Source organism: Litorimonas sp. WD9-15 (assembly GCF_050271975.1).
In the GTDB taxonomy this organism is placed as follows: domain Bacteria; phylum Pseudomonadota; class Alphaproteobacteria; order Caulobacterales; family Maricaulaceae; genus Litorimonas.
The window spans coordinates 1,378,686-1,405,467 of sequence record NZ_CP189850.1; the positions used below are offsets into that span (position 1 = coordinate 1,378,686).

Below are 26,782 nucleotides of genomic sequence, written 5' to 3' on the forward strand. Positions count from 1 at the left end.
CTGTGCAGCCTTTTGTAAGGCAAGAAGTGAGGCAAATCGCGTGAGTTACCGTGTGGAAAGTACAGGAAAGAGGGATTTTCCGAGACTTTTCAGAGGCTTACGCAACTTGCTATGATAGGAAAATGGTGCCCCCACACGGACTCGAACCGCGGACCCCCTGATTACAAATCAGGTGCTCTACCAGCTGAGCTATAGGGGCACTTATCTGGTGTGGCGCGGCGTTTAGCGTTGGATTGGCAGTCTTGCAAGCGGCTTATGTGTCTGTTCTGCATTTTTTTCTACGTCATCACAGACGGCAATTCCGCTTGAATACAGGTGAGGGGGCGATAGAAGGCGCGCTATGACCGAACGTATCCTGATCACATCCGCGCTTCCCTATATAAACGGGGTCAAACATCTCGGTAATTTAGCGGGGTCGATGCTGCCCGCCGATGTTTACGCGCGAGCGATGCGCTTGCTGGGGCACGACGTCCTTTATATTTGTGCAACCGATGAACACGGGACGCCTGCAGAATTGGCCGCTGCGGAAGCCGGGCAATCTGTATCCGCCTATTGCGATGCTATGCATTCAGCACAAGCAGAAGCCGGGGAGAGCTTCAAACTGAGCTATGATTATTTCGGACGGTCCTCTTCGGAGAGCACGCGGAGACTAACACAGAATTTTGCGCTGGCCTTGGAGGCGAATGGTTTCATTGAGGAACGGACGTCTAAACAGGTCTATTCCGTGGCGGATGGGCGATATCTTCCAGATCGCTATGTCGAGGGCACCTGTCCGAATTGTGCTTTCGAGGCGGCGCGCGGAGATCAATGCGATAATTGCGGAAAGCTGCTCGACCCCGTCGATCTTATCAATCCTTACAGCGCTGTTTCCGGAAGTCACGATGTAGAAATTCGCGATACAAACCATCTCTACCTGAAACAGGCCGATATGAGCGGACGTCTGCGGGATTGGGTTGAAAGTCACACGTCGGATTGGCCGGTACTAACGACATCAATCGCGATGAAATGGCTGGATGAAGGCTTGCGAGACCGTTCCATCACACGTGATTTAGAGTGGGGTATTCCTGTGCTTAACGCTGACGGAGAGGTGCGTGAGGGTTTTGAGGGCAAGGTCTTCTATGTCTGGTTTGATGCGCCGATTGCCTATATCGGCGCGACCCAAGATTGGGCCGTAAAGACGGGCGGAGATTGGGAGAAGTTTTGGCGTACCGATAAGGGCGCAGACGCAACGCGCTACGTACAATTTATGGGGAAGGATAATGTTGCCTTTCACACATTGTCCTTCCCGACGACGATCATGGGCTCAGGTCAGCCATGGAAATTAGTCGATGAGTTAAAAGCTTTTAACTGGGTTACTTGGTATGGCGGTAAGTTTTCGACATCCGGCAAGCGTGGCGTTTTCATGGACCAAGCGATTGACATTGCGCCCTCCGATTATTGGCGCTGGCATCTTATGGCAAATGCGCCGGAAGGGTCGGACGCCGCCTTCACATGGGAAGAGTTTCAGGCGAGTGTAAACTCTGACCTCGCAAATGTGCTTGGCAATTTCGTGAACCGGATTACTAAATATTGTGCCGGAAAGTTTGACGGCAAAGTCCCCGAGGGCGGTTCCAAGACGGATGCCGAGGCGTGGATCGAAAAAGAGCTGTCAGAGCGCTTACCGCGTCTTGTCGAATTTTATGAAGCGCGAGAGTTTCGAAAAGCCATGGCTGATACACGGGCAATCTGGGCTGCTGGCAATGAATATCTGACACAGGCGGCACCCTGGACACACTACAAGACGGATATTGACCAAGCCGCCATCGGCGTGCGCTACGGCCTGAATCTTGTCGCGCTTTTCGGCATTTTGGCACAACCGATCATTCCGGATACAGCGGAGAAAATATTGGCCGCAATCAATATTCCTTCTGATAAGCGAAGTTGGAAATTTGGTGAGGTCCAAGATTTATTAAACGCCTTGCCAATTGGGCATGATATTTCTGCGCCTGATGTTCTCTTTTCGAAGATCGAAGATGACGATGTCGACACATGGACTGAGCACTTCGGCGGTCAGCCAACGTAAGAAGGGAAGGGGCCAAGATGGGTTTTGGTGAAGCGGTCGCAAAGTTCTACACGGGCTATTTCAGATTCGAAGGTCGTGCATCAAGGTCTGAATATTGGTGGCCGTTTCTGATGCGGGCCGTTATTAATGTTGGGATGCTTGTCGCATTTATAGCGATGTTTGTCATGACAGGCGCGGGCGATGAACCGGAGGGCACGTTCTTAACCGGGTTTATAGGGCTCCTAATCGCCTACCTTCTTTTCAATCTCTTCAACTTCATTCCAACCTTGGCCATATCGGTCCGTCGGTTTCATGATCTTGACCAGACAGGTTGGCTTGTGCTGGTTTTTGTTCTCATTAATGCATTTTTTATCGTAACCGTATTTGCTCAACTCATCTGGTACGCGTTACGCGGGACGGATGGTCCTAATCAGTACGGCCCTGATCCCCTTGGATTTAACCCGGAGTTATTTGGATAATGCTCGATTTTGGTGAGGCCGTCAGGCGATATTATACGAATTACTTCAATCCGCAGGGACGTAGTCAGCGGTCTGCATATTGGTGGGTCTTTCTGTATCAGATCATTATATATACCGTCTTGGCTATTGTTTTTTTCATGGCAGATGGGGCGATGAATTTTTTGGACGTGATGGTCAGTGAAACGGACTCGGCTGAAGAAGTTGAAGCCGCTTTGGCAAGTCTAGGCGTGAGCGGTAAGGCCGCGATTTTCTTTATAATTATTTTCGCGGTCTCAAACTTCTTGCCGGACATCATGCTGCAAATCCGACGGTTTCATGACTTAAATCAAACTGGATGGCTCGTGCTCGCCTTTAGGTTTGCAGGTCTTTTGCCATTGGTTGGATCATTTATAGGTTTAGCGAATCTTGTCTGGTTTTGCATTCCCGGTACGGTTGGAGGCAACAGGTATGGTCCTGATCCGCTGCGTCAAGAGACAGATATCTTCTGATAGAGTTATACCGGCTTAGAGGTTTTCCGCATTTGCCGGACGCTTACGCCAGACTTTAAACCTGCAGCAATAAGAATTGCGACGATTCCAGTAATGGCGGTCAGGCCAATCGCAATGCTGCCGTCCATGGTAAAATGTTTGAGGGCAAGAAAGCCGAGCCCCCAAATTATCGGGAAGGCGTAAATGCGGTTTTGTGCCCCCCTTCGTAAAACTACAATCGCCCAGCCCAAAGCCACTGACAGGATTGTAAGTGCGATTCCTATCTGACTCCAGCCCAAGGGCTCTACCCATTTCCAGATTAATCCGTTTAGACCCACGAAAACTGCAATTGAGCACCAGCCTGCTATCAAGCTGACGGGCACGAGAGCCAACCAGATTTCAATCTGGTCGAGCGCGTCTTTACGACGCGTCATCTTCACCATGGCAATGACTAAGGCCATCATAGAGGGAATAAAAATAAGAGAGGCCGCAAGCTCAACACTTGTGTCAGGTAGGAAAGACGTCGCCAAACCCCATGCGACGATACCCCAAAGACCCGCCGCGATCCACCATCCGGTTTCGCGAAAAACGGCTCGCGTTCTGTTGGCCCTAAACATTTGTAACACGCCAAATGCCATGACCCCCACAAAAATTGGAAACCAGATCGAGAACGCAAATGTCTGCGGCACAAGAATGTTCTCGCTGAGGTCAGAAAAATCGCTTGGACTACGTGCAAAGTCTAGAAATACACCCAGGGATGACGCAATCCAAATCAAGGGTGCCGCTAAAAGAATAAGACCTTGTCGGATCATATCCAGGGGCTTTGAGAGTTGAGGGATAGACTGTTCCATGGCTCTATTACGTTTCAATCTCTGTCTTAGGCTTAAATTCTACACACGATGCTGCAATTCTGCTAAGAGAGGCTCCTAAACTCTAAAAAGAATAGGAAAGGTTGCCCATGCAAATCCAAATCGTCTCAAAAGGAATCGATGTAAGTCAGGCACTAAGAGCTAGAATTTCGGATCGTTTAGAGGAGATGATGGACAAATATATCCATCGCGATGGAGATGCGCAGGTCAGTGTGTCCCGCGAAGGGTCGGGCTTCCGAACAATATGTTCTGTTCATCTGCCATCAGGTGCAACAATGGAGGCTCAGGGGCAGGCGCAAGAGGCTTATCCTGCCTCTGATGAAGCCCTAGAGCATATGGAAAAGCGTCTGCGGCGATATAAACGCAGGCTGAAAGATCATAGCCAAAAGGCGAAAGCCAAAGAGGCCGCGATGTTCGTCCTAGAAAACCCCATCGCGCCTGAAACAGACCCGGATGATGAAAGTGCCGACTCTGACGTCGCGGATGAACCAATGGTGATTGCCGAGAGTGTGAAGCAAATTCGAACACTCACCCCTGGAATGGCGGCTCTCGAATTAGGCCTTGCTGATAGCGGCGTTGTTGTTTTTCACAATGCACGTCACGGTGGTTTGAATGTCGTTTTCAAACGTCAAGACGGTCATATCGGTTGGATTGACCCAAAATAGGGAGCGGGGCCTTTAGCAAGACTTGCCCCAAAGAAGCTGATAGTTAGGTTTGATTTACCACTCACGTGAGTTTAAATGCCACGCGATTTCATCCATTTTGACGAAATCCAGGCCATTAAATCCTAATTTGGCTTTAAAACTATCGTCAGAGGTAATCGCATGGGCGAAGATCTTTTTTTGCCGGAAAGTGTTGTTGTCGACCTTCAAGTGGGCTCACAAAAACAACTGTTCCAAGACATGGCCTTAAGGCTCATTGAGGCCAATGACCTTTCCGTCGCATGTCGGGATATTGTGGCTGCTGCCGTTGAACGTGAACGTCTGGGGTCAACCGGTGTCGGGAACGGTGTCGCACTTCCGCATGCTCGAATCGATGGCCTTGAAAGCGTTATGGCGGGTTTTGCACGTTTATCTGATCCTCTGGATTTTGACAGTGTTGACGGTCGTCCCGTTGACTTGGTGGCTTTTCTGCTCGCGCCTGCTGATGCGGCAGGCGCGCATTTACGCGCGCTTGCCAGAATTTCCAGACAATTGCGCCGTGAAGAAAAACGAACCCGACTGCGGGCTGCGCCCGACGCGCAAAGCCTTTACACGATTTTGTCTGATGAGGCGCAGGCCAGCGCGGCATGAAGCCTAACGATTTCTTCGTCTTATACCTTGCGCGGGTGGGGTGTCGCCTGACATAGTTTAGCTGGAGCTTCTCATCCCCAAAGGGACAAATTCGTGAAAAAATCTCATCCTTCCAGATTATTTAACCGCGAGTTGAGCTGGTTGTTTTTCAACACACGGGTTCTTGAGGAGGCCGAAAACCCGGACGTGCCCTTACTTGAGCGCGTACGTTTTCTTTCAATTTCCGCAGCCAATCTCGATGAATTTTATATGGTCCGTGTTGCGGGTTTGCGCAGTCAGGAAAGCGCCGGTGTGATGGAGCCCGGGGCAGCTGGCATGTTACCCAGCGAACAGTTGAGAAAAATTAATCGCCGCGCGGGAAAAATTGTTGCGCGTCAGAATGAGTGTTGGAGTTCTTTGCGTGAGGAATTGTTTGAAGATCGTATCAGGGTCCTGAAAATGGGTGACTTATCGGAGGTCCAATCTGAGAGTCTATCAAAGATATTTGAGACTGAAATTCTTCCCCTTCTTACGCCGCTTTCGATTGATCCGACACACCCCTTCCCGTTTTTACCAAATCTTGGATTTGGGGTTGCACTGCGATTAGAGGCCGAGGATCGCGATCCGCTGTTCGCCGTCCTACCCGTGCCGCTCAATGTGCCGCGTTTTATCAAGATTGAAACATCGGGAAAGGTCAGTGGTTATGTCGCAATTGAGGATGTGCTTCGGCACTTTGCGTCCAGCTTGTTTCCGGATTTCAATATCACTGAGACCGGGGCTTTTAGAATTACCCGGGATAGTGGGATCGCCGTAGATGAACGTGCCGAAGATTTGGTCCAGCATTTTGAAACATTGTTGAAACAAAGACGTCGCGGACGCGTCATACGCTTAGAGATTGATCAGGAAATGGAGCATACACTCCGAGATTTTCTGGTACAGAGTTTTAATTGCGACGAAGAAATGGTCTCCAATGCTGCCATGATTTTGGGTTTGAGAGATGTTTCATCTCTGATTTCAGGCGGATCAAAAGACCTTTTATTTAAACCGTTCACAGCCCGCTTTCCTGAACGTATCCGGGAATTTGATGGCGATTGCTTGGCCGCGATTGCCGCCAAGGATATTCTTGTTCATCATCCCTATGAAGAATTTGATGTTGTCATCCAATTTCTTCAACAAGCTGCCGCTGACCCTGACGTTGTTGCGATTAAGCAGACGCTCTACCGAACCTCTGATAACAGTCCGATTGTTGCAGCCTTAATCGATGCTGCCGAGGCGGGTAAAAATGTAACCGCATTGGTCGAGCTGAAAGCGAGATTTGACGAGGCGTCCAATATGCGCTGGGCGCGCGATTTGGAACGCGCGGGCGTTCAGGTCGTTTACGGTTTTGTGGGCTTTAAAACGCATGCGAAAGTCAGCCTCGTTATTCGGCGGGAGACAACGGCGGCAGGTCACACGTTACAAACCTATACGCATCTGGGAACAGGAAATTATCACGCGCAGAATGCCCGAATTTATACAGATTTAGCGCTGTTTACGGCGGATCCCATCATTGGGGAAGACGTTGGTAAACTCTTCAATTTTGTGACGAGCTATAATGAGCCGAGAGATTTGCAAAAATTATCAATTGCGCCTTTGGGTTTGCGCGGTGTTCTTGAAGAAAAAATTGATCAGGAAATTGCGCATGCAAAGAGCGGGCGGCCTGCCACGATCTGGGCCAAGATGAATGCGCTCGTTGATCCAATCATGATTGAAAAGCTCTATGAAGCCTCGCAGGCTGGCGTGAAAGTTGACCTTGTTGTGCGTGGTATTTGTTGTCTTCGTCCGGGTATAGAAGGTCTGAGTGAGAATATTCGCGTCAAGTCGATTATCGGCCGCTTTCTCGAACATTCCCGTATCATCTGTTTTGGGAATGGCCACCCCATGCCATCTGACCAAGCCCTCGTCTATATTTCCTCCGCCGATTGGATGCCGCGCAATTTGGACCGCCGGATTGAAACACTGGTCCCTGTGGAGAGCCCGACTGTCCATAATCAGGTCTTAGACCAGATCATGATGGCCAATTTATTGGACAACACCAATAGTTGGGAACTACGGCCAACAGGAAAATATATTCGCGTTACGGCGCGCGAAGAACGTCCGCGTTTCTCTGCTCATGAATATTTTATGGAAAATCCATCCCTGTCGGGTCGTGGGACGGCGCTGGCCGAATCAGCGCCCGCCCCTTTAGAAGATGAGAATGTTCCTAAGACACAAATCTTCCGCCCAAAATTGGTGAGCTAGCTGACTTCCTCTCAACATGCCCGACAGGTTGCTGTCATTGATATTGGCTCGAACTCGGTTCGGCTGGTCATATATGATCTATTTGGCGCTCACTTTACGCCTGTTTATAATGAGAAAATCTTGGCTGGGCTTGGCCGTGACTTGCGGGACACGGGCTGCCTATCTGTTTCAGGTAAACAAAAATGCCGTGCGGCCTTGGCCCGATTTTCGAAAATCATAAAAGCCAGAGGGCTGGGGCAGCCTTTAATTGGCGCGACAGCGGCGATGCGGGAAGCCGAAGACGCACCTGATTTTGTCGCTCAGGTTAAGCAGGAGACAGGGTTGGATATTTCCCCGGTATCCGGAACAGAAGAAGCCCGGCTTTCTGCGCTCGGATTACTCTCCAATAATGATAGGCGTCAGGGATTAGGGGCTGATCTCGGCGGTGCCAGTCTTGAAATCATGCAAGTGGGGCCGGAATTGCGGGACCCAAATTCAAAAGCTCTTGGCGTTTCCTTACCCTTGGGGCCTTTCGATGCCATTGGGGGGAACCTTTCTGAGTTGCTGTCGGCAGACTATATTGCGCGGGTTTCAAAACTCGATTCTGTGCTTGGCAGCGTGTCCGGAGATTTGGACGGTGAAGAGACACTCTATCTCATAGGCGGGGCGTGGCGAAATCTTGCGTCTGTTCACCAACAGAAATCGAATTACCCGATGCGCACCTTGCAGGGATACCGTCTCTCACCGGAGGTGGCAGAAACACTTGCGCACTGGGCTTATACTGACGGACTTGTCGAGCTTTTGAATTGGCCGGGTATGAGAAAGGCCCGTGCGGAAACACTGCCTTATGCAGGATTAATTTTGGAGCGATTGATCAAACGCTTCAAACCAAAATCTATCGTCATCTCGATGGCTGGATTGCGTGAAGGCTTGGTTTGGGACAGTTTGCCTGAACCCGTGAAGTCGCGCGATGCGCTGATTGATGGATGCCGTGATTTCGCGAGAGGGTTCGTGCAGGCCGAACATTTCGGACCTCCGCTCTATCGGTTTCTCTCTCCGCTTCTGCCGGTCCTGCCCTGCGGGTTTGGCGATAGAAATGACGCTCGCCTCTTACAGGCAGCGTGTCATCTTGCGGGTTTGGGAAAAAACCTGCATCCTGACCATCGCGCGGAACTTGTGTTTGAGGATGTTCTCTACGCGCCCGTTGCCGGATTAACGCATGCGGAGCGGGCTTTCCTGTCATTGTCTCTTTTCCGGACTTACACGGCCAAACGGCAACCCCCGGTCAGTGGATTGATTGATGAATTACTGACCGAAGATCAACGCTACGTGGCGGCCTGTATCGGTGAGGCGATCCGCTTGGCAATTGTGGTGACCGGACGAACACCGTCTCTTCTCAGCGAGTTTGAATTGTCTGTGCGAGGTGAAGCGTTATATCTTTCCACAACGCCTGATTTGAGCCCAATGCTTACGGAACAGGTGAAGTACCGTGTAAAAAAATTAGCGAAGCTTTTGGAAATGAACGCTGGCTTCGACTGAAATCCTTTAACTTTAAAGCGGTCAATTTCGCGAATTTTGACATTCCGCCGCACTTGTCAATCCAGTGGAACTCTGTGTAACTTGGGAATCAATGTCTCAGGAGATTTGTTTTCAATATTCAGATGATTGAAACCCCATTTATTGACCAAAGCCCGGAGGCTTCATTATGAGCGCCCTTCACCCTCGGCTATCGTCTCTTATGGACGCCGCTCCTGTGACGGCCGGAAACTATCCTTGTTTGATTCTGAACGCAGATTACCAACCGCTGTCTTATTTTCCGCTCTCGCTCTGGTCTTGGCAGGACGCCGTGAAAGCCGTTTTTCTCGATCGTGTCGATGTCGTGGATCATTATGAGCAATGCGTCCGCTCGCCGAGTTTTGAGATGCAAATGCCATCTGTCGTGGCCCTACGCGATTATGTGCCACAAAACCGAACGCCTGCCTTTACGCGGTTTAATCTCTTCTTACGGGATGGTTTTAAATGCACTTATTGTGGGTCACCCAATGAACTCACATTTGATCATGTTATTCCGCGGAGGCTGGGCGGGAAGACAAGCTGGACGAATATTGTCGCGGCTTGCTCGGGATGTAACCTCAAAAAAGGGGGACGCTTGCCGAAAGATGCACGCATGCATCCTTTCGTTGCGCCATTTCAGCCAACAATGCACCAATTACAGGCCCAAGGCCGGCGTTTTCCGCCCAATCACCTTCATGAAAGTTGGATGGATTACCTCTATTGGGACATCGAATTGTTAGCTTAGTTTATGTTGTAAAAGGCCATGTGTTTTTCTAAGCCTGAGAGTAGGGAAGAGGAATATCATGGTAAATCAATCACCGGGACAGCCACAATATCAATATGAGTGGCAAAATCCGACTCATCGGTCTTTTGACTTTGGTAAAGTCTTCGGACGGGCCTTTTCCGGTGTTTTTGCGGATATAAAACCGCTCCTGATTGGATTATTAGTCGTAGGACTGTTTACGGTCGGACTGAGTGTTATGACAACAGGTGCGACCCAGGACATGGTGGCTAACCCCAATAATATGGATATGGGCACGTTCTATTTGGTGACGTTTGGAGGCAATCTTATCAGCCTACTGATGATTGTTTGGTTCCAACTGATCGTTATTCACACAGCCTATGCGAAATTTACGGGTGATGAATTGGTGGGTCAAAACGTTATTGGGAAAGCCCTGCGTTTCACACTTCCGATGTTTGTGATTGCCTTCATTTATTCGCTTGTCTGTATTCTAGGATTTTATGCGTTGCTCATCGGGTTTGTTTTTGTGTGGCCGGGCTGGGCGCTGGCCGGTCCTGTTTATGTTTTCGAACGAAAAGGCGTGTTCGGCTCATTGGGTCGTGCATGGACATTGGCCAGAAATTATAAGCGCTGGATATTACTCTTTCTTTTCGTGCTGAGCTTGATTGCCTCTGTCATTTATTCGCTGATCGCGGGGCTAGCCGTCGTTGCGGGGGGCTATAACATGTTTGATCCGGCCTCTGTTGGCGACATAAACGCAGCCTCTCCCCGTATGATTATTGTGACATCTTTATCTGCTGTCGCGGGGTATTTTATCTACGCGGTCTATGCGTCGGGTTTAACGGCGGCCTATCTTGAAATTAAAGATATTAAAGAAGGCGGAACAACGCTGGGCGATGTTTTCGCTTAAGTGGCTTCGCTCTGAATGCGGGCAATCATGGCCGCCAATCCGTTTGCCCGTTGGGCTGAAAGATGTTCAGATAGTCCCAGCTTGTCGAGGATATCGTTCGCATCGAGCTGTTTGATGTCTTCGCGTGTTCTGCCTGAATAGATTTGTAGGACAATGGCGACGAGCCCCTTCACAATATGAGCGTCACTGTCACCGGCGAAGTTTAACGTCTCCGCGTCACGTTTCGTCACGAGCCAGACCTGACTGGCGCAGCCTTTGACTTTATTGAACTCTGTGCGGTCTTCATCCGGAAGTGGTGGGAGTGATTTCCCCATATCAATGACGTGCATATATCGGTCTTCCCAATCATCCAAGAACTGGAAATCGTCGATCATAACTTGAATGTTTTCCGGGTAGGTCATTCTGTGCATTTAGGCATCCGGTAGGCCCGTTTCAACACGTCAGTTGGGTGTACGGCTCTCGGGGTAATGCCCTGAGACGCGAATGGGTTGGCCATAGACGCGCCTATCTGCTTTTCCTAGTCTGTTAACCTTAACGCGGGCGATTCAGTCCGCAGGGAGTGGTCCGCGTGCGCCAAAACCAGAGAGCCTCTTTTGACCACGCGTCTGTGATCTTGCCAAACCTTGTTTGGATGTTTGCGCTGGTCGCAGCTGTGGTCGCCGCAAGCCTGCGTGGCTTCGATAGTCTAACACTCCTACCGATTGCCGCTATAGCGGCAATCCCTGCATTGATCGGAGTGTTACTCTCACCGGTCATTCAGCGGGAATGGGCGCAAATATTGTTGATGCTGTCTTGGGCTGGACTGGCCCTCATGGCCTGCATTCTTTTAGGCCTTGTCCCTATGGGCTTACTCTTCATCACCGTTCCCGCCATCGCAATGTTATTCTTCAAGGAAAAATTTGTTGAAGGCCTGATCATCGCTGTGCTGATCATGGCTATTGTGTTTTTTGCGGGGCGTGCGGGTTCTCTTCCAGACGTTGACTTGATTGATAGTGGCCTTTCAACTTGGGTTAAACAAACGGGTCTAGCCGCTCTATTGGCCTTTACACTAGCCGCCATGTTTGCCGCCGCAAACCGCAGACAGGCCAAGCCAATCTCTGGTGTAGAGATGCGAGAAACATTTTGGCGGGACGGCGTCGAAGGTGGGTTGTTCGAATATGACTCTAAAGCGCGCCTGATTGGCACAAATGCTCAGGGGGCAGCGCAATTCTCCGGTGATGTGCCGGAGTCTTTGGTCGACTTTTTACCCTTGGATCATAGTGACCAAGCCGCACTTGGCGGAAAAATTGAAGCCGCCCGCGAGACAAAGATGCCGCAACTTCTCCGTATTTCTCATAAGGGGTCGGGCGAACATGCCAGTTATGATATGCGGATTACGCCGCTTCAAAAAGGCGGCTGGCTTGTCCACACACATGACCGTACAGATGACGAGGCACAGCTGGAGTCCCTGCGTCAGATGGGTGCTTCTGCGGAACGTGACAGCACGGATAAAACGCTCTTCTTCGCCGGTGTCAGTCATGAACTTCGAACGCCACTCAACGCGATTATCGGATTTTCTGACATGATGCGCTCGCGTCTCTTCGGGCCTCTACCTGGAAAATATGCAGAATATGCTGACCTTATTCATGAAAGCGGACAGCATATGTTGGACTTGATTGGCGATGTGCTTGATCTGTCCAAGGTCGAGGCCGGGCGATATGAGCTCAACTATGATACGTTTGATGCCGCGGATGTTATTCGGTCCTCTGTCAAAATGATCCGGCCTGCTGCGGATGCGGCCGAAGTAGCTATCGATATCAATTTGGATTTAGATCAAGCGCTGCTAATCCAAGCGGATAGGCGGGCTGTGCGTCAAATCTTGCTCAACTTACTCTCAAATGCCGTGAAATTTTCTAATAAGGGCGCGCATGTTGATGTGGATGCACAGGCGATTGATGGCGATTTGGAGCTCGCCGTCTCCGACACCGGTATGGGCATGGATGCCGAAGAACTGGCCCGCATTGGAAATCCCTATACGCAGGGTGAGGGCGGGAAACTTGCTGTCGAGCGTGGAACCGGACTAGGGCTCAGTCTCGTGAAGTCGCTGACGACTCTCCATGGCGGTAAGATGGATATTCAATCAAAGCCCGGTGATGGCACCCGCGTTAAAATTATTTTACCCTTACAAGCCGACTGAAAATAAAAACCCGCCGCGTTCCGGACCGAACGCGACGGGTTAACTCCATCTGCTGAAAGACGGAAGTTGGTGTTGGGTGCGCTTGGCTTAGTGCCTGCCGCCCAGGCGTGAACTCGGACTCGCCATACTCATTAAGAATACCACACTCATGAAACTGAGGATCAGAAGAATTCCAAACACGGAATATGTACGATCTGCAAATTGAACCACACCTTTCCCGGGCAATCTTTCGATAAGGGATTTGCGGGCCTTTTGTCCGGAAGGTTTCACACGATTTTGCAAACGATCTGTCCGTCGTTCAATCTCCTTAAGCGACCGCATGGTCATAAGGCTGTCCACCTTATCCTGGCTCCAACGTCGGGCAGACAACCATTTCGACTTGGTTGCGCGGCGTATGTCTTGGAAAGAGCTCATCTTCGGCGCTGTTAAGACGGGCATATTTAAGTCAGGCATATCCGGCGTTTCAAATGTGAAACGGCCACGCAAACCTTCTGATGTTTCTACCCTGTCCGCACGTGCTTCCTGAATGTAGCCGCGTTGAGCTTCTGCCGTCATTGTGACGGGTTTTGCCTCAATTGAGATGTCATGAACCGGCGCTTGCCGTAGGACTAAAGCCTCATTTGCCGGGGCGTCTGCAGTGCGTGTCTCCGCATTGAAACGGCGCAGGGGATTTGTTGGCCAAGACCATTCCGGCATTTTGACGGTCGGCATTTCAAAATCAGGTAACGTGAAATCGGGGAAATCGATATTTGGAAAATCAAAATCCAATAAACTTGAGCCCTGATTGTCTCTCAACGATACGCCCATGATTGGTTGTGCTGTTTGGGCCATAATCACGGATGATTTATTCCATCGGGCCACACCGCCGCGCAGAGCATTCCAGTGATCCGGTTCAATGATTTGACTGGCTACTGTTGTAAATCGCTCAGACGGCGCCGCCGAGATAACGCCAATCATCCGACCGGCGCCATTGCCGTAAAGCGCGGCCACGCCGCCCTTTGAAACTTTACGAGAGCCAGATTTTGCCGCCGCATATTGCACGGCAAAATCATCCAGACCTGCACTCGCAAATCGCTCAATACCCGATTGCAGAAGGTTTTCGCCTGAGGTCGATTGCCCTTGCAAAGCTTGCTTCAGCGCTTTTGGCGCAGTCGTCATGTCGCCTAAAACACGGGTTTGGGTTCGCGCCGAGCCGATCACAAGGATATGTCGATCCTGTCCAACGTCGCTGCCTCGCGTATAGTCTGCCTCTGTCAGGCCTTGACCCGCTGATTTTGCCAGACGCCCTAAAATACGGAGGCTGGCTTCAAATTCGCGTGCCCCACGGGGCAGGGCAATGTAACTCTGCTGATCTTTAAAGACGCTGCCTGTCGCAGCGAGGCGCGAGAGTTCAGACGCTGGTGACGCATAGGATGTATCGAGCGTTAGCTTTGAGCCCTGACCGACCATAAAGTTGGGTTGACTGGCCGTTACAGAAGGACAGGTATATTCCGGCTTGGCGTCCAGTTCCGGCAGCAAGCTCAGAACATTAGATGTTGCGTTTAACTTGCCTGAGGGAACATCAAAGATAACGGATTTACGACGCCGGTCGAGTTTGGCCGCACCCAGTGTCTCGCCATTTAGCGCAACGCGGAGACGAGATGTCTCCGCCACATCTTCGGACGAGGCGAGTCGGAGTAGGATTTCGCCGCGCGTATTGGCTGGATCGGTGACGTCAAAACGATAGGTCTTTGCACCTGAAGCCCAGCTATCATCACTGAAACTGGCAAAACTATCCGTGTCGCCCAGTTCTGCCAATTTGGCTTTGCGGGTCACGACAATGCGGTCAGAATCCAGTCGGGATTGCATATCAATTTCGCCAAGACTCGTAATGGGTCGCCGCGCGGATGGCAGGTGTCGGACAGAGAATAGCTTTAGTGTTTCAAGAATATCGGCATCCGTATCCGCTGTGAAGATAAGCTGTGTCGGGCGGCCTTTCGGAACGAAAACGCGAGACCCTTTGGAATTGAGGATCATAGGATCGTCAGTGTAATCAAACAGGCGGTCGCGCGTGACCATCAGAACATTAAAGTCTGTCCCGCGATCTGTAACAGAAAACTTCGGAATGTCCGGCGTCCGTAAAGCCAGGCCTTGCGCGGCGAGAGCTTGCATATCCGTGGCGTCCGGGCCGAATGCGATTAATCCGATACGCTTGGGGGACAGTGCAGGCTGCGCCAAACGCTCTTCGACTTCCCTTAAACTCATATTGGCTGATCGTGAGCGTCCCGTCATGGAAAGGGTCGAGGCAGATAAATCCACAGACCATTTTCCGTGTGCGGGCATGACGCAATCCGTCCCTGTTGGGGCGGGGAAAGTAATTTTCAGCGAATTGCGGCGCGAGCGGGCTTTGGCCGGATCGAAAGAGAGTTCCGCCTCGAATCCACGCCCATTTGACATAACGGGAACGGGCTTGTCGTGATTAAACTGGACTTGCAACGGTGCATGGCCGGGAACACGCGTTAATGGGTCTGCCGCAAGATTGAGTGTAATCGTCGATGTGCGCTCTGATGCGGGCAGGTCAAACCAGAGCTGTAAGGTCGGCTGTCGCCAATCCAAGGTCCGTGTCGTCCGATAAATATCGCCCTGTGTTATTTCAGAGAGCGATGCCGTATAGCTTGTCGCCTCGCCGCGCATATTTTGACGCGTATCGAGATAACTGGCGCCATAGGCGGGCAGGGCCGCAGAGGCGAGAAGTGTCAGCAATGCGGCTTTCGCCGCTGTAGGATAGTGAAACATGGTCCGATGCCTCAAGGTTAAGATGAGGTTACCGACGCAATTAGGATGCCAAATATGGATTTCAGGGTGAAAAAAAGAAAATGGGTTCACCTGAGAGGTGAGATTTAATGGCGCGATTGAAAACTGAAATTCGGGCGACGGCTCTCTTACGCCGTGCTCAGGGCGCGGGTGCCTTTGCCGCCGTTTTGCGTCGGGGTGATCCGGATGCGGGGGCGCTCTGGGTTGTGACGCGACAGGGCGGCATATTGCACCGCTATGTCGAACAAATGTCTATGAGTGGCGGACGTGAATGGTTTCGCGACGGGCCTTTTACAGAAGACGAACAAACGTTACGCATCAATAAAGCCGTGGACCGCGATCCGGATTTATGGATTGTCGAAGTCGAAGACAGTCAAGGCCGCGCGTTTCTCGACGGCGATATCGCTAAACCGGAGACGGCTGCCGAAGCTGCAGCCAAAGCCTTATTCCGAGGCCGATAAAGGCGGCGACCAAGCCCGCGGTCAGACCGTACCAGATGCCCTTGGCCCCGATACCCGTGTGCAGCGCGGTGTAATAGGCGATGGGAAACCCGATTAGCCAATAGCTGATGCCTGTTATAATCATGGGCCATGTCACATCGGCCAATCCGCGCAGCAATTGATTGCAGGCGACTTGAACCGCGTCAAAGAACATAAAGGCGGCGGCGAGCGGCAGGAAGATGACGACGAAGTCAAAGACCGGCTTTGTGTCGCTGGCGTCCATATCGAAATAAAGGGAGGCCACGATCTTGGGTATCAAGGCCACGGGTATGGCAAATATCCCGATCGCGATAACGGATGCCAGAATGGTTGTGGATGTCGCGCGTCGCTCGGCACCATTATTGGCCGCTCCGCGTGCCAGCCCTATGCGAACCGCGCCTGCCATAGACAGACCATATGGCATCATGAAGGCGGCGGATGCAACATTCAGAGCGATTTGAAATCCTGCCTGCTCAATGACTCCAACCGCGCCTGCGATGAGGACGCCTGCGTTGAACAACATGCCTTCGAATGTCACAGTGATTGATATCGGCCAGCCGAGTGTGAGTATCTCGCGCATCCGCTCCCAATCCGGTTTCCATAGATTGGAGAACAGGTCAAAACTCCGCGCCTTATGTTCCCATTTGATATAGGCGACGAAAGCGAAGAAGCTGTAGATACAAGCGATGGAGGACGCGATACCTGCGCCGATCAACCCCAGTTCCGGTGCGCCCAGATTGCCGAAAATCAGGACCCAGTTCAGCGCGATGTTGACCAAAGCTGAACTCGCCACGAGGAAAAACGGCACGATGGTTCGTTCAATCGCCGCGAGGAAATTGCGGAACGACATCACCGCCAATGTGAAAGGCAGGCCGGGCGCGAGAACCAGCACGTAGCTCTGGGCGAGCGCGGCGACTTGCGGGTCCTGTCCGGCCAATATCATGATTGGTTCTGTCAGAAGTAATAATCCAATGATGAGTGGCATCATCAGAAAACAGGCCCAGACCGACATACGCACCGTCCGGCGTATGTCTTTACGCTCGCCGGAGTCGCGCCCCAGGGCTTGGGAGACAAGCGGCGTCACGGCGGAAATAGGCCCAATCGCGATCATCCAGAGCAAAAAATAGAGCACGGAGCCGATAGCGGCGGCGGCAATCTCTGCCGGACCAATCCGCCCGATCATCAGCGTATCCGCAATATAGGGTGAAAACTGAACCAATTGCGCCAGCGCCATGGGCACACCGATCGTTAGCAGGGCACGCATTTCGCCGCCCCAACTTTCCGGCATCGCCGTCTTCACGGATGTGGTCGGTTCCAACATAGAGGCGCAGCTATAGAGCCGCGCCTGTCTACGCAACTCTTCTTTGGCTCAGCGGGATAGGATGGCGTTGATCGCCGCCATATTGGCAATAGCATCCGCTCCGCCCGTCAGGGCTGCAACGTCCCCGTTCATGACGGATACGACGTGGTCCAACTGATAGGCATAGGTCGATCGTTTATAGGTCTCGGGCGAATTCAGTAGGGTTTTCAAATCTTTCTCACCGTCGATCACAGTCGCGATTTCGAACCCTAAATGCGGGTTCCAACGATAGGGATGAACAGGGCGCGTCATGCGGGCAGTGCCGCGAGATCCAATCACATCAATATGATTTTCGTAAATCGCGCTGGGCGACATATCGCATTCGAGAAATCCGGGGACGCCGCCGAAATCCAGTTCCGCGACAGACGCCACGGCGACATCATGCGTGTCCTCATAATGATTTTCTGCGGATATGACCGTCGGCTCAACGCCCAGCAATGTTCGCATGGCGTGAAGGGGATAACAGCCGAGATCCATGAGCGCGCCGCCGCCCAACTCGCTGATATAGCGTAATTCGCCGTCGCGGTTCGGGATGTGGACATTAAAGACGCCGCGGATTTCTTCTGTTTTGCCAAGCTTTCCAGAGGCCACCAGAGCTTCGAAATCGAGAAAGGCGGGATGGTACCGATAATGGAAGGCTTCGATCAGGACTGTTCCGGCTTTTTTGGCTGCGTCCACCATGCGTCGGGCTTCATCAGAATTCATGGCAAAAGGTTTTTCGCAAAGCACCGCTTTACCATGTTCGGCCGCTAAAAGACTCAACTCACAATGCCGATTGGGGGGCAGGGCATTATAAATAAGATCAATATCATCCCGCGCTATGAGGGCTTCATAGGAGTTTTCAATATACGGGATGCTATGCTCATTTGCATAGAGTCTGGCTCTTTCCGGGTCGCGGGATGCCACCGCTTGAATGATACAGTCCTCGCGCGCGGCGGTGGGTGTAATAATCGCTTTTGGCGCAATTTTCGATGCGCCGAGAAGTCCAATTCTAATCATGGATCGAGCCTGCCTTCCGGTGTGACGGGTTTATCATTCGGAAAATCGTTACAGGCACGGCTGCGAAAACGCGAGCCTGAACTGGGGTCGCTAAAGGTCAGGAGACAGTCGAAAAACTCGTTTTCCGCCACCCGTTCCTGTTCTTGCAGCCATGTGCATTGCGCGACCGTGCCGACGAGATAGCTGGCCTGATACATATTCGGCGGTGCATTATCACGCGCTGCCGTGTCCAGGAAGTGCATCCAGAATTCATCTGCTCGGTCGGAAAGTGTGTGGCTGATTTCATGCGCCAGTGTGTTGATGGCACAGGACCGCTCCACCATATCTCCCTCAGTGTAGCGCCTGTAATGCATGCGTCCAATTTCGATCTCGCCTTTTGTTTCAGTGTCTGCGCCTGTTCTGGCAAGGTCCGTCGTCTCATCGCCTCTCAGCACAACGGACGTCTTGGGCCACCAAAGGGACGGAAAAAGGCTGTCATCCGCATGAAGGACATCGCGTAATTCGGCGGTTTGCATGGCATCCCGCGTTCGTGAGACCCAGACCTGCGGGTAACGTTCCGCTACGCGGGATAGATTATTTTCGAATGGCGCAGAGGTCAGGGTTGAGGTGGTCGTCTCAATCCAGTTTTGGAGCAGTTCTGCTTCGGGAGAGTTTGGTGCGCCAAGCCGTATATCCGGAGAAAAAGCTGAAATTTCCGGCGGATTTAAATCAGTTTCGTTTTCAGCCACACATGCAGTCAAACAGATGCCGATGAAAATCCAGACCCACCTCAAGCTGCATCGCCCGCATAGGTCAGCGCCATGAACACATCTTCCAGATCGGCTTCTTCCGTGCGAAGGTCGGAAATGGAGACTCCCGCATCTTTCACACGATTGAGCAGTCCTGTGACAGAGTCCGTGCCACTGCGATATTCTATCACAATGTGTCCGTCATGGGAGAGACTGGCATTCAAATCTGACAGGCTTTCGGGGAGAGCGCTCAATGTGTCCGTTGGCGTAATCCGCAGAACTTTTTTATCGAGACGCGAGAGCAGGCTCGTCTTCGGCTCATTCGCGACAATCCGGCCATTATGGATAATCGCAATTTGGTCGCAGAGCGCTTCGGCCTCTTCGAGATAATGCGTTGTCAGAATGATCGTCGTGCCCGCCGCGTGCAGTTTCTCGACATAGGCCCAGAGTTGACGGCGAAGCTCGATATCCACACCCGCCGTCGGTTCATCCAGAATGAGAACGGGCGGATTATGGACGAGGGCTTTGGCAATCAACAGACGCCGCTTCATTCCGCCGGAGAGCTGGCGGACATAGGCATCGCGTTTATCAGCGAGGCCAAGGGCCTCGAGGATTTCCATACTGCGGCGTTCAGCTTTCGGGACGCCGTAATATCCGGCCTGTAATTCCAGTGCCTGAAATGGCGTGAAAAATACGTCCATCGCAATTTCCTGAGGGACAATGCCAATGGAGGCTCGAGCCTGCCGCGTTTCTGTTGTGATGTCGTAACCGCAAATCGCCGCTGAGCCAGAGGTCTTATTCACCAGCCCCGCGAGAATATTGATCATGGTCGATTTCCCCGCACCATTCGGGCCGAGCAGGCCAAAGATTGAGCCGCGCGGGATGGTCAGATCGACGCCATGTAGCGCAATTTTTTCCGGTGCCTTCTTGGACGCGGCATAGGTCTTTTTCAGACCTTTAATTTCAATAGCGGGTGAGGTGTTTGTAGAGGTCATATTGACCCGACCTTTAGACGTGGCCTAAAGGCCATTGCAATAGAATTGGGTGCGCAAAATTACGCAACCCGCAAATAGGACACTCGGCTCATGGATAAAGCTCAAACGCCTGGCACGACCCCACTTTCACCCGAAGGTGGAGATATTGTTACTGTTTCAACGCGCCGTGTCATGTGCGAGGGTACCGGCGGTGCATTGGGTCATCCCCGGACCTATCTGGATATGGGTTCGGACAATACAGTCCGGTGCAAATATTGTGACCGCGTCTTCGCACTTGACCCAAATGCCGCGCCCGGTGCCGCGCATTAATCTGAATGCCAGCTAAATACGGAGCAGGGGAGGGTTGCGAAAACGCGGCTTCATCTTTTGCACGCCCTCGACAATCCCTATATGGGGCTCGAGACTAAAGGAGGGGCAAATGCTTCTGACAATGATGAAGGGCAAAATCCACCGGGCGACAGTGACCCAAGCGGATTTGCACTATGAAGGATCAATTTCGATTGATCAGGACCTCTTGGACCGCGCGGGTATTCTCGCCAATGAACAGGTTGATATCCTGAACATCACCAATGGTGAGCGATTCACGACCTACGCCATCACGGCCCCGCGTGGCTCTAAGACCTTCGGCCTGAACGGCGCGGCGGCGCGACGCGTGCAACTTGGCGATAAGATCATCATCATCACCTATTGTCAGATGGAAGCCGAAAAAGCGCGGAATTATGCACCGAATGTCGTGCTTCTGGATGAGAATAACGAGGTTTTCGTTCCGCCCGTACATTAGGACGGTCCCATCGCAGGGAATCCGAAAATATCTATTAAGGAAACCGACCTTTACGCGCCCGTGAAAGCCTATTTCACGGCGCGGGGATATCAGGTCAAAGGCGAAGTCGGTGCGGCGGATCTGGTTGCCGTGCGCTTTGCGGATGGGGATGCGGCGGAACCCGTCATCGTGGAGTTGAAGACCACCTTCACGCTTTCCCTCTTCCATCAGGCGATTGCCCGCCAATCCATGACGGATCAGGTCTATATCTGTGCGCCGCATAAACCGGGAAAAATTTACTTTAGATCTTTGCGGAAGACCAAAATGCTTTGTCGCAGATTGGGACTCGGCTTAATGACCGTCCACTTGCCGGAAGGCCGCGTAGTCGTCCATTGCGATCCCGCACCCTTCACGCCACGCAAGATCAAAGCCCGCAAAGCGAAGCTGCTCTCAGAATTTGAAAGTCGTCACGGCGACCCGAATGATGGCGGTATGACGAGCGTCGGGATGATGACATCCTACCGCCAAGGCGCTCTACGCTGTGCGAAAGTCCTCCATGATGAAGGCGCATGCAAAGCCAGCTATGTCGCGAAAATGGCGGGGTTTGACAAAGCTCGCAATCTTATGGCGTCCAACCATTATGGCTGGTTCGAAAAAGTCGACCGAGGCATATACGGTCTGTCGCCCGAAGGCGCCAAAGCCTTATCTGATCACGCGGAAACCGTTCGTAGCATGATGGGCGATTGATTTACTCCGCAATTCCATAACTCATATTTACCGTCACGCTTAGCGTTTGTTCACCTGCGCTGACGGGCGTTGAGGCGCTTGACATTTCCATCGCTGCCGCGCGCATCATGACGGGTTGCGGTCTAAGGTTTCCGCCGGCTTCCGACAGTGAGAGGAGTGGGCCAAGTTTGACTCCGGCTGCGGCAGCCATGCTTTCGGCCTTTGATTTTGCCTCGCGGATCGCATCCTCTCGGGCCTGATCTTTAGCGGCTTTCGGGTCTTTGACCGTGAACTGCACCTGATTGATATTGTTGACGCCCGCCCGCACGAGCGCATCCAACATCGGGCCGATCTGTTCAATATCATCAGATTTCACTGTCACCGTATTCCGGACTTCATAGCCCTTGATTTCCGGCTTGCGACGGTCGCGATAATCATATTGCGGCTGCAGCGAGAGTTGGCTGGTCGTGATGTCCGACTTTGGGATACCCGCGCTTTCCAATTCATCAAAGACTGCCGTCATCAAGGTTGCATTGCCCATCATGGCTTCGCGAGCCGTCTTGCCCTGTTGCACGACGCCTGCGCTCACAATAGCGCGGTCAGGCGCGACATTGGCTTGACCCGTGGCCGAAACGTCTACCGTGGCCTGAGGCGCGGAACTGGACGTGATATAAGTCGGCGCACCGGAATTGCAGGCAGTCAGACAGAGCGCGGAGGCGAGGAGGGCGTATTTGATCATGATGTGACCTTTCAATTTTGAAAGGCGAGGTTAGTCGGATGGGCATTGCGTGACAAGCATTGCTCGGCCAAAGTCCCGCGCATGAGCTGGAAACACGAATTAGATGAACTCGCCAAACGCAAAGCGATGTCGCTACAGATGGGCGGGGCCGATAAGGTCGCGCGGCAGGCTGCCCGCGGTAAGCTGAACGCGCGGGAGCGTTTGGAGGGCCTGCTGGACTTTGACGGGTTTGATGAAATTGGCGGATTGGCCGGACGTGGCCGATATACAGAAGAGGGGGCGCTGATCGACTCCGCGCCGTCCAACTTTCTCTTTGGGCGGGGCAGGATAAATGGTCGGCGCGTTGTCGCGACATGCGATGATTTTACGGTACGAGGCGGCGCGTCCGATGCCGCGATCTACCGCAAATTTATCGTCGCAGAGCAAATGGCGCATGAGCTTCGCTTGCCGATTATCCGGATGATTGACGGCACGGGCGGTGGCGGGTCTGTCAAGTCTCTCGAGGTGATGGGACATACCTATGTGCCCATGGTGCCGGGTTGGGACCATGTTGTGAAAAATCTGGAAACGGTACCCGTCGTTGCACTGGCGCTGGGTCCGACAGCTGGACTTGGCGCGGCGCGGGCGGTCGCCTCACATTATTCCGTGATGGTCAAAGGTCTCTCGCAAATTTTCACAGCGGGTCCCGCCGTCGTCGCGGCGCTGGGCGAAACGCAGGATAAGGAATCTCTCGGCGGATCGAAAATTCACACGCGGAACGGCGTGATTGATGATGAGGCGACGGATGAGGAAGACGCTTTTCTTCGCGCGCGGAAGTTCCTCTCCTACCTACCGGATTATGCTGGCGCTCCGCTGGTGCGAACGGATTGTAAAGACCCGACGGACCGCAGGGATGAGACGCTCTTATCCATTGTCCCGCGAGATAAAACCAAAGCCTATAATATGCGCAAGATCGTCGATGCCCTGTTCGATAAAGACAGCGTGTTTGAGATGGGGCGACACTGGGGCAGGGCATCTATTACTGCCTTTGCGCGATTGGATGGCTGGCCCGTTGCCGTGCTCGCCAACGATCCGATGTTTCTGGGCGGCAGTTGGACGGCGGATACGGCTGAGAAGGCGAAACGCTTTACCGAGACTGCTCAACTCTTTGGCCTGCCTGTCATTAATCTGGTAGATAATCCCGGTTTTATGATCGGACTGGAGGCCGAACGCACCGCCACGATCCGGCGCGGAGTCGAGGCGATGAATGCCATCTACCGCGCGGATGTGCCGTGGGCCTCGGTCATCATCCGCAAGGCTTACGGCGTTGCGGGCGCCGCCATGTCCAATGCGGAACGCTTCCCATACCGCGTCGCATGGCCCAGCGGTGATTGGGGCAGCCTGCCGATTGATGGCGGTGTCGAGGTGGCTTACCGCGCAGAACTGGAAGCCGCGGATGACCCTGCTGCGGAACTCGCGAAAATCAAAGCCCGCCTCGCCAATGTCAGTTCGCCATTCCGCACAGCAGAGGCCTTTGGCGTTGAGAACATCATCGATCCGCGAGAGACGCGAACGTGGCTTTGTGAATTTATAAATCTCGTGATGCGCTAGGAATCATTGATTTCAGCCGTCCAATCGCTAGGTCGGTCTTCATGACAGACCCAGCTCGCAAACCTGATTCTGATATTGTTCGCGAAGCCCCGATCCCGCTGGAGAAGTGTGGCGGGGCGAAAGCCTTGGATGTTCTGACGGATCGTTGGACGTGGTTGATTGTGCGGGAAGCACTATATGGTGTCAGCCGGTTTGATGACATGCGGTCCGATCTGGATATTCCGCGCTCTGTCCTAACCTCGCGGTTGAAGAAACTTGTCGAAGACGGTGTTCTCGAAACGCGTCAGTATAAAGATCCGGGCGCGCGGGCGCGGACGGCTTATTTTCTGACCGAAAAAGGGCAAGCCCTCGCACCCGTTTTCATGGCACTAATGCAATGGGGCGATACGCATCTACGCGGCGGGCGAAAGTCGCTTGCCCTGCGGGATAGCCGGACGGGATTGGATGTGCGCTCGGCCTTGGTGCCTCTGGGCGCGGAGGTCGTGCCCTTTAATGCACTAAAACTGACAGTCGTACCTGACGCTTAAACCAACCCTCGGTCTGTTCCGCAGACCTTGTCCCAGAAGCGGAAATATAATCCGTAATTCCCTTTGAATTTCGTGTGATGCAAATTGTGGTGGCTGGCCGTGATAATGTGCCGGCCCCACCACCCTTTAATCCAACGGTCCGGATAAACTTCCCATCCGGCATGATTGAAAACAGAATTAATCGTCATCAGCATGAGAATGAGCAGCGCCATGCCAACATGGATGGGCAGGATCAGCGCGAGGACGGGGAGGAGCCAAGCTGAGCTGACCGCCTCTATTGGGTCGAAAGAAAAACTCGCCCAAGGGGTCGGCTGGACACTGCGGTGATGGCCCGCATGGGTGTGTTGGAATAGTTTACGATGATGCATGACGCGGTGTGTGAAATAGAACCATGTGTCCTGCACGAAGAGATAGATGAGACCTGAGACCGGTAACCAGAGCCATCCTAAGACACCCTCGGGCATTCCCGAATACATCGCGCTGCCACCCGCCTTCCAAATCTCAACAACAATCGCAGCAGGGAGGGCGTAGATGAACGCGCTAATCGTGGAGAGATAAATCTCGTTTCGGATGGTCTCGCGCGTGGGTTCGCGTTTGGACAGGCGGCGCGCCTTTTTGGGTGCGCGCTTCCAGAGGGTAAAGTGGATAGGCCAGACAATCGCAAAATAACGCGCAATGATAATCGCTGTGAAGCCCAGATAGGTAATCACGGTACCCGATAGCGGAATCGGCGCAAGATTGAATAGGTCCCCTAAGCTCATGGCTTAGCCAATAGTCGTGTTAAACCACTCCGTAAATGCGTCTTTTTCAACATCGCTCATGTGTAAGCCCAGCTTGCTGCGCCGCCACATGATATCATCGGCTGACGTCGCCCATTCATGATTGATGAGATAATTGACTTCCAGCTCATAAAGTCCTGCACCAAAATGTTGACCTAACTCAGGCTGTGTCGTGCCGTCCCCAAGAATAAGCGTGATCCGCGTCCCGTATGCATGGCAAAGACGTCTCAAGAGCGCCTCATTTAGGGCGCGATAGCGTTTGTACATGTCATTATAAAACCGCTCAAAGTCAGCGTCGATTAGGTCGCCACCCGGTAACAGGGCACGTTGTGTCCAATCGCCTGTTTTATACTCGTAATATTTTGAGAGTTTTTGCATAGCATGTTCGCCAAGCTTACGCGACGTCGTGATTTTCCCGCCATAGATAGACAGGAACGGGGCACCATTTGCGAACTCTTCAATGTCTAAAACATAATCACGGGTGACAGCGGAGGCGTCCTCAGATTTATCATCATAAAGTGGGCGCACGCCTGCATAATCCCAGACAACATCCTTGGGCGAGATATCATTCTCGAAATACTCACTCGCGGCGGAACAAAGATAGCTGATTTCTTCCTCGCTGATTTTAACAGGGCCTTCGGAAAAGTCATAAGGCTGATCCGTTGTCCCAATCAGGGTGTAATCCCGCTCATAAGGTATTGCGAAAATCACGCGATTATCGGCATTTTGGAAGAGATAGGCATGATCGCCGTCAAAGAGCTTTTTCGTGACAATATGACTGCCTTTTACGAGGCGCAGAGATTGCTCATTCTTAGTCGTTTTGATTTTACCGAGAACTTCATCCACCCAAGGACCAGCTGAATTCACGATGCCCTTTGTCGTGATTGTTTCGATTTTTCCACGGTGTTTTATCTTGGCGCTGTAACCTGTTTCAGTGGCCTCGACGCTTAGGACTTCGGTGCGTGTGCGAATATCCGCACCACGATTTTCCGCGTCTAGTGCATAAAGGACAACAAGCCGCGCATCCTCGACCCAGCAGTCTGAATACTCAAACCCTGTCTTGAAGCGTGATTCCAATACGCCTTGATGTGGAGCCTTGTTCAGCTTGAGCGATTTTGATCCCGGCAACATCTCCCGCCCGCCAATATGGTCATAGAGGAATAATCCGGTGCGGAGCATCCAAGCGGGTCGCAGACCTTTATCATAAGGTAGCACAAACCGCATGGGCCAGATGATATGCGGCGCAGAACGGAGCATGACCTCGCGCTCTTTCAGGGCATGACGCACAAGGTTGAACTCGTAATATTCCAAGTAACGTAGCCCGCCGTGAATCAGTTTCGTTGAGGCAGAGCTTGTATGACTGGCCAGATCATCCCGCTCGCAAAGCAGGACTTTTAGACCGCGCCCCGCCGCGTCCCGCGCAATCGCCGTTCCGTTAATGCCACCACCGATAATGAGAAGATCATAAGTCATGATGCTCCCTAGCAGACTGTTCATTTTCGACAAGCGTTTTCGTTTTCGAACATTGCGATGTTCGTT

At 52.4% G+C, this 26,782-nt stretch carries 26 protein-coding genes and 1 tRNA gene; 16 read left to right on the forward strand and 11 right to left on the reverse strand.

Annotated features, from left to right (window positions below; all coding sequences use genetic code 11):
* Positions 1–123 precede the first annotated feature (123 nt).
* Positions 124–199 (reverse strand) — tRNA-Thr (locus ACP9M6_RS06260).
* Positions 200–340: 141 nt separating this feature from the next.
* Here ACP9M6_RS06260 and metG point away from each other — a divergent pair.
* Genes metG through ACP9M6_RS06275 form a run of 3 tightly spaced genes read left to right on the forward strand, consistent with a single transcriptional unit; the run spans position 341 to position 3,008 of the window.
* Positions 341–2,062, forward strand: coding sequence for a methionine--tRNA ligase (metG, locus tag ACP9M6_RS06265; RefSeq protein ID WP_427454513.1), 1,722 nt, complete (start codon positions 341–343; stop codon positions 2,060–2,062).
* Positions 2,063–2,079: 17 nt separating this feature from the next.
* Positions 2,080–2,520, forward strand: coding sequence for a DUF805 domain-containing protein (locus ACP9M6_RS06270; RefSeq protein WP_427454515.1), 441 nt, complete (start codon positions 2,080–2,082; stop codon positions 2,518–2,520).
* Positions 2,520–3,008, forward strand: a complete 489-nt coding sequence (locus ACP9M6_RS06275; protein WP_427454517.1) for a DUF805 domain-containing protein — start codon at positions 2,520–2,522, stop codon at positions 3,006–3,008. Before ACP9M6_RS06270 ends, ACP9M6_RS06275 begins: the two co-directional genes overlap by 1 nt.
* Before the next feature lie 5 nt (positions 3,009–3,013).
* Here ACP9M6_RS06275 and ACP9M6_RS06280 read toward each other — a convergent pair whose 3' ends face one another.
* On the reverse strand, positions 3,014–3,856 hold the full coding sequence (locus ACP9M6_RS06280) for a hypothetical protein (RefSeq protein WP_427454519.1): 843 nt from the start codon (positions 3,854–3,856) through the stop codon (positions 3,014–3,016).
* A gap of 89 nt (positions 3,857–3,945) precedes the next feature.
* On the opposite strand from ACP9M6_RS06280, the gene hpf reads away from it, so the two are divergent.
* The 6 genes from hpf (at position 3,946) to ACP9M6_RS06310 (ending at position 10,592) form a co-directional block, all read left to right on the forward strand.
* Complete coding sequence (gene hpf, locus ACP9M6_RS06285; RefSeq protein WP_427454521.1) at positions 3,946–4,521, forward strand: ribosome hibernation-promoting factor, HPF/YfiA family; 576 nt, start codon at positions 3,946–3,948, stop codon at positions 4,519–4,521.
* A 159-nt stretch (positions 4,522–4,680) separates the two neighbouring features.
* On the forward strand, positions 4,681–5,148 hold the full coding sequence (locus ACP9M6_RS06290) for a PTS sugar transporter subunit IIA (RefSeq protein ID WP_427454523.1): 468 nt from the start codon (positions 4,681–4,683) through the stop codon (positions 5,146–5,148).
* A 93-nt stretch (positions 5,149–5,241) separates the two neighbouring features.
* Entirely contained in the window at positions 5,242–7,407 is a 2,166-nt protein-coding gene (locus tag ACP9M6_RS06295; RefSeq protein ID WP_427454525.1) for an RNA degradosome polyphosphate kinase, read from the forward strand.
* Positions 7,408–7,527: 120 nt separating this feature from the next.
* Positions 7,528–8,925, forward strand: coding sequence for a Ppx/GppA family phosphatase (locus ACP9M6_RS06300; protein WP_427454527.1), 1,398 nt, complete (start codon positions 7,528–7,530; stop codon positions 8,923–8,925).
* A gap of 199 nt (positions 8,926–9,124) precedes the next feature.
* The gene (locus ACP9M6_RS06305) at positions 9,125–9,685 is read left to right on the forward strand and encodes an HNH endonuclease (RefSeq protein ID WP_427454529.1); all 561 of its coding nucleotides are present in this window, start codon (positions 9,125–9,127) and stop codon (positions 9,683–9,685) included.
* A 58-nt stretch (positions 9,686–9,743) separates the two neighbouring features.
* Positions 9,744–10,592 carry a hypothetical protein gene (locus ACP9M6_RS06310; RefSeq protein ID WP_427454531.1) on the forward strand — a complete coding sequence of 283 codons (849 nt, stop codon included), beginning with the start codon at positions 9,744–9,746 and terminating at the stop codon, positions 10,590–10,592.
* Here the strand turns inward: ACP9M6_RS06310 and ACP9M6_RS06315 are convergent.
* Positions 10,589–10,993: a SufE family protein gene (locus ACP9M6_RS06315; RefSeq protein ID WP_427454533.1), complete on the reverse strand. Its 405-nt coding sequence runs from the start codon at positions 10,991–10,993 to the stop codon at positions 10,589–10,591. The two genes, ACP9M6_RS06310 and ACP9M6_RS06315, sit on opposite strands and share 4 nt — an antisense overlap.
* Positions 10,994–11,160: 167 nt before the next feature.
* Here ACP9M6_RS06315 and ACP9M6_RS06320 point away from each other — a divergent pair, with 167 nt between their 5' ends.
* Positions 11,161–12,768 (forward strand): sensor histidine kinase, encoded by a 1,608-nt coding sequence (locus ACP9M6_RS06320; protein WP_427454535.1) that lies wholly within the window; start codon positions 11,161–11,163, stop codon positions 12,766–12,768.
* An 87-nt stretch (positions 12,769–12,855) separates the two neighbouring features.
* Here the strand turns inward: ACP9M6_RS06320 and ACP9M6_RS06325 are convergent, their stop codons facing one another.
* Positions 12,856–15,543, reverse strand: a complete 2,688-nt coding sequence (locus ACP9M6_RS06325) for a cellulose biosynthesis cyclic di-GMP-binding regulatory protein BcsB (RefSeq protein WP_427454537.1) — start codon at positions 15,541–15,543, stop codon at positions 12,856–12,858.
* Between the two features lie 107 nt (positions 15,544–15,650).
* Here ACP9M6_RS06325 and ACP9M6_RS06330 point away from each other — a divergent pair, with 107 nt between their 5' ends.
* Positions 15,651–16,022 (forward strand): DUF1491 family protein, encoded by a 372-nt coding sequence (locus ACP9M6_RS06330; RefSeq protein ID WP_427454539.1) that lies wholly within the window; start codon positions 15,651–15,653, stop codon positions 16,020–16,022.
* Here the strand turns inward: ACP9M6_RS06330 and ACP9M6_RS06335 are convergent.
* From ACP9M6_RS06335 to ACP9M6_RS06350, 4 genes are read right to left on the reverse strand one after another with little or no spacing between them, the layout of a single operon-like run.
* Complete coding sequence (locus ACP9M6_RS06335) at positions 15,967–17,361, reverse strand: MATE family efflux transporter (protein WP_427454541.1); 1,395 nt, start codon at positions 17,359–17,361, stop codon at positions 15,967–15,969. The genes ACP9M6_RS06330 and ACP9M6_RS06335 overlap by 56 nt on opposite strands.
* A gap of 48 nt (positions 17,362–17,409) precedes the next feature.
* The gene (locus ACP9M6_RS06340; protein ID WP_427454543.1) at positions 17,410–18,399 is read right to left on the reverse strand and encodes a Gfo/Idh/MocA family protein; all 990 of its coding nucleotides are present in this window, start codon (positions 18,397–18,399) and stop codon (positions 17,410–17,412) included.
* On the reverse strand, positions 18,396–19,127 hold the full coding sequence (locus tag ACP9M6_RS06345; protein ID WP_427454545.1) for a hypothetical protein: 732 nt from the start codon (positions 19,125–19,127) through the stop codon (positions 18,396–18,398). Before ACP9M6_RS06345 ends, ACP9M6_RS06340 begins: the two co-directional genes overlap by 4 nt.
* A 41-nt stretch (positions 19,128–19,168) precedes the next feature.
* Complete coding sequence (locus tag ACP9M6_RS06350; protein ID WP_427454547.1) at positions 19,169–20,122, reverse strand: ABC transporter ATP-binding protein; 954 nt, start codon at positions 20,120–20,122, stop codon at positions 19,169–19,171.
* Positions 20,123–20,212: 90 nt separating this feature from the next.
* On the opposite strand from ACP9M6_RS06350, the gene ACP9M6_RS06355 reads away from it, so the two are divergent.
* The 3 genes from ACP9M6_RS06355 to ACP9M6_RS06365 all read left to right on the forward strand — a co-directional run bounded on the left by ACP9M6_RS06355 (position 20,213) and on the right by ACP9M6_RS06365 (position 21,629).
* Complete coding sequence (locus ACP9M6_RS06355) at positions 20,213–20,431, forward strand: zinc-finger domain-containing protein (RefSeq protein WP_427454549.1); 219 nt, start codon at positions 20,213–20,215, stop codon at positions 20,429–20,431.
* A gap of 109 nt (positions 20,432–20,540) precedes the next feature.
* Positions 20,541–20,903, forward strand: a complete 363-nt coding sequence (gene panD / locus ACP9M6_RS06360) for an aspartate 1-decarboxylase (RefSeq protein WP_427454551.1) — start codon at positions 20,541–20,543, stop codon at positions 20,901–20,903.
* Positions 20,904–20,963: 60 nt separating this feature from the next.
* The gene (locus ACP9M6_RS06365) at positions 20,964–21,629 is read left to right on the forward strand and encodes a DUF2161 domain-containing phosphodiesterase (RefSeq protein WP_427454553.1); all 666 of its coding nucleotides are present in this window, start codon (positions 20,964–20,966) and stop codon (positions 21,627–21,629) included.
* 1 nt (position 21,630) lies between these two features.
* Here the strand turns inward: ACP9M6_RS06365 and ACP9M6_RS06370 are convergent, their stop codons facing one another.
* Entirely contained in the window at positions 21,631–22,347 is a 717-nt protein-coding gene (locus ACP9M6_RS06370; protein WP_427454555.1) for an SIMPL domain-containing protein, read from the reverse strand.
* 81 nt (positions 22,348–22,428) lie between these two features.
* Between ACP9M6_RS06370 and ACP9M6_RS06375 the strand changes: the two genes are divergently transcribed.
* Positions 22,429–23,937, forward strand: a complete 1,509-nt coding sequence (locus ACP9M6_RS06375) for an acyl-CoA carboxylase subunit beta (protein WP_427454557.1) — start codon at positions 22,429–22,431, stop codon at positions 23,935–23,937.
* 41 nt (positions 23,938–23,978) lie between these two features.
* Positions 23,979–24,464 (forward strand): winged helix-turn-helix transcriptional regulator, encoded by a 486-nt coding sequence (locus ACP9M6_RS06380; protein ID WP_427454559.1) that lies wholly within the window; start codon positions 23,979–23,981, stop codon positions 24,462–24,464.
* Here the strand turns inward: ACP9M6_RS06380 and ACP9M6_RS06385 are convergent.
* Positions 24,461–25,225, reverse strand: coding sequence for a sterol desaturase family protein (locus ACP9M6_RS06385; protein WP_427454561.1), 765 nt, complete (start codon positions 25,223–25,225; stop codon positions 24,461–24,463). The genes ACP9M6_RS06380 and ACP9M6_RS06385 overlap by 4 nt on opposite strands.
* Before the next feature lie 3 nt (positions 25,226–25,228).
* A complete protein-coding gene (glpD, locus tag ACP9M6_RS06390) occupies positions 25,229–26,716 on the reverse strand; it encodes a glycerol-3-phosphate dehydrogenase (protein WP_427454563.1) in 1,488 nt (495 codons plus the stop codon).
* Between the last annotated feature and the right edge of the window lie 66 nt (positions 26,717–26,782).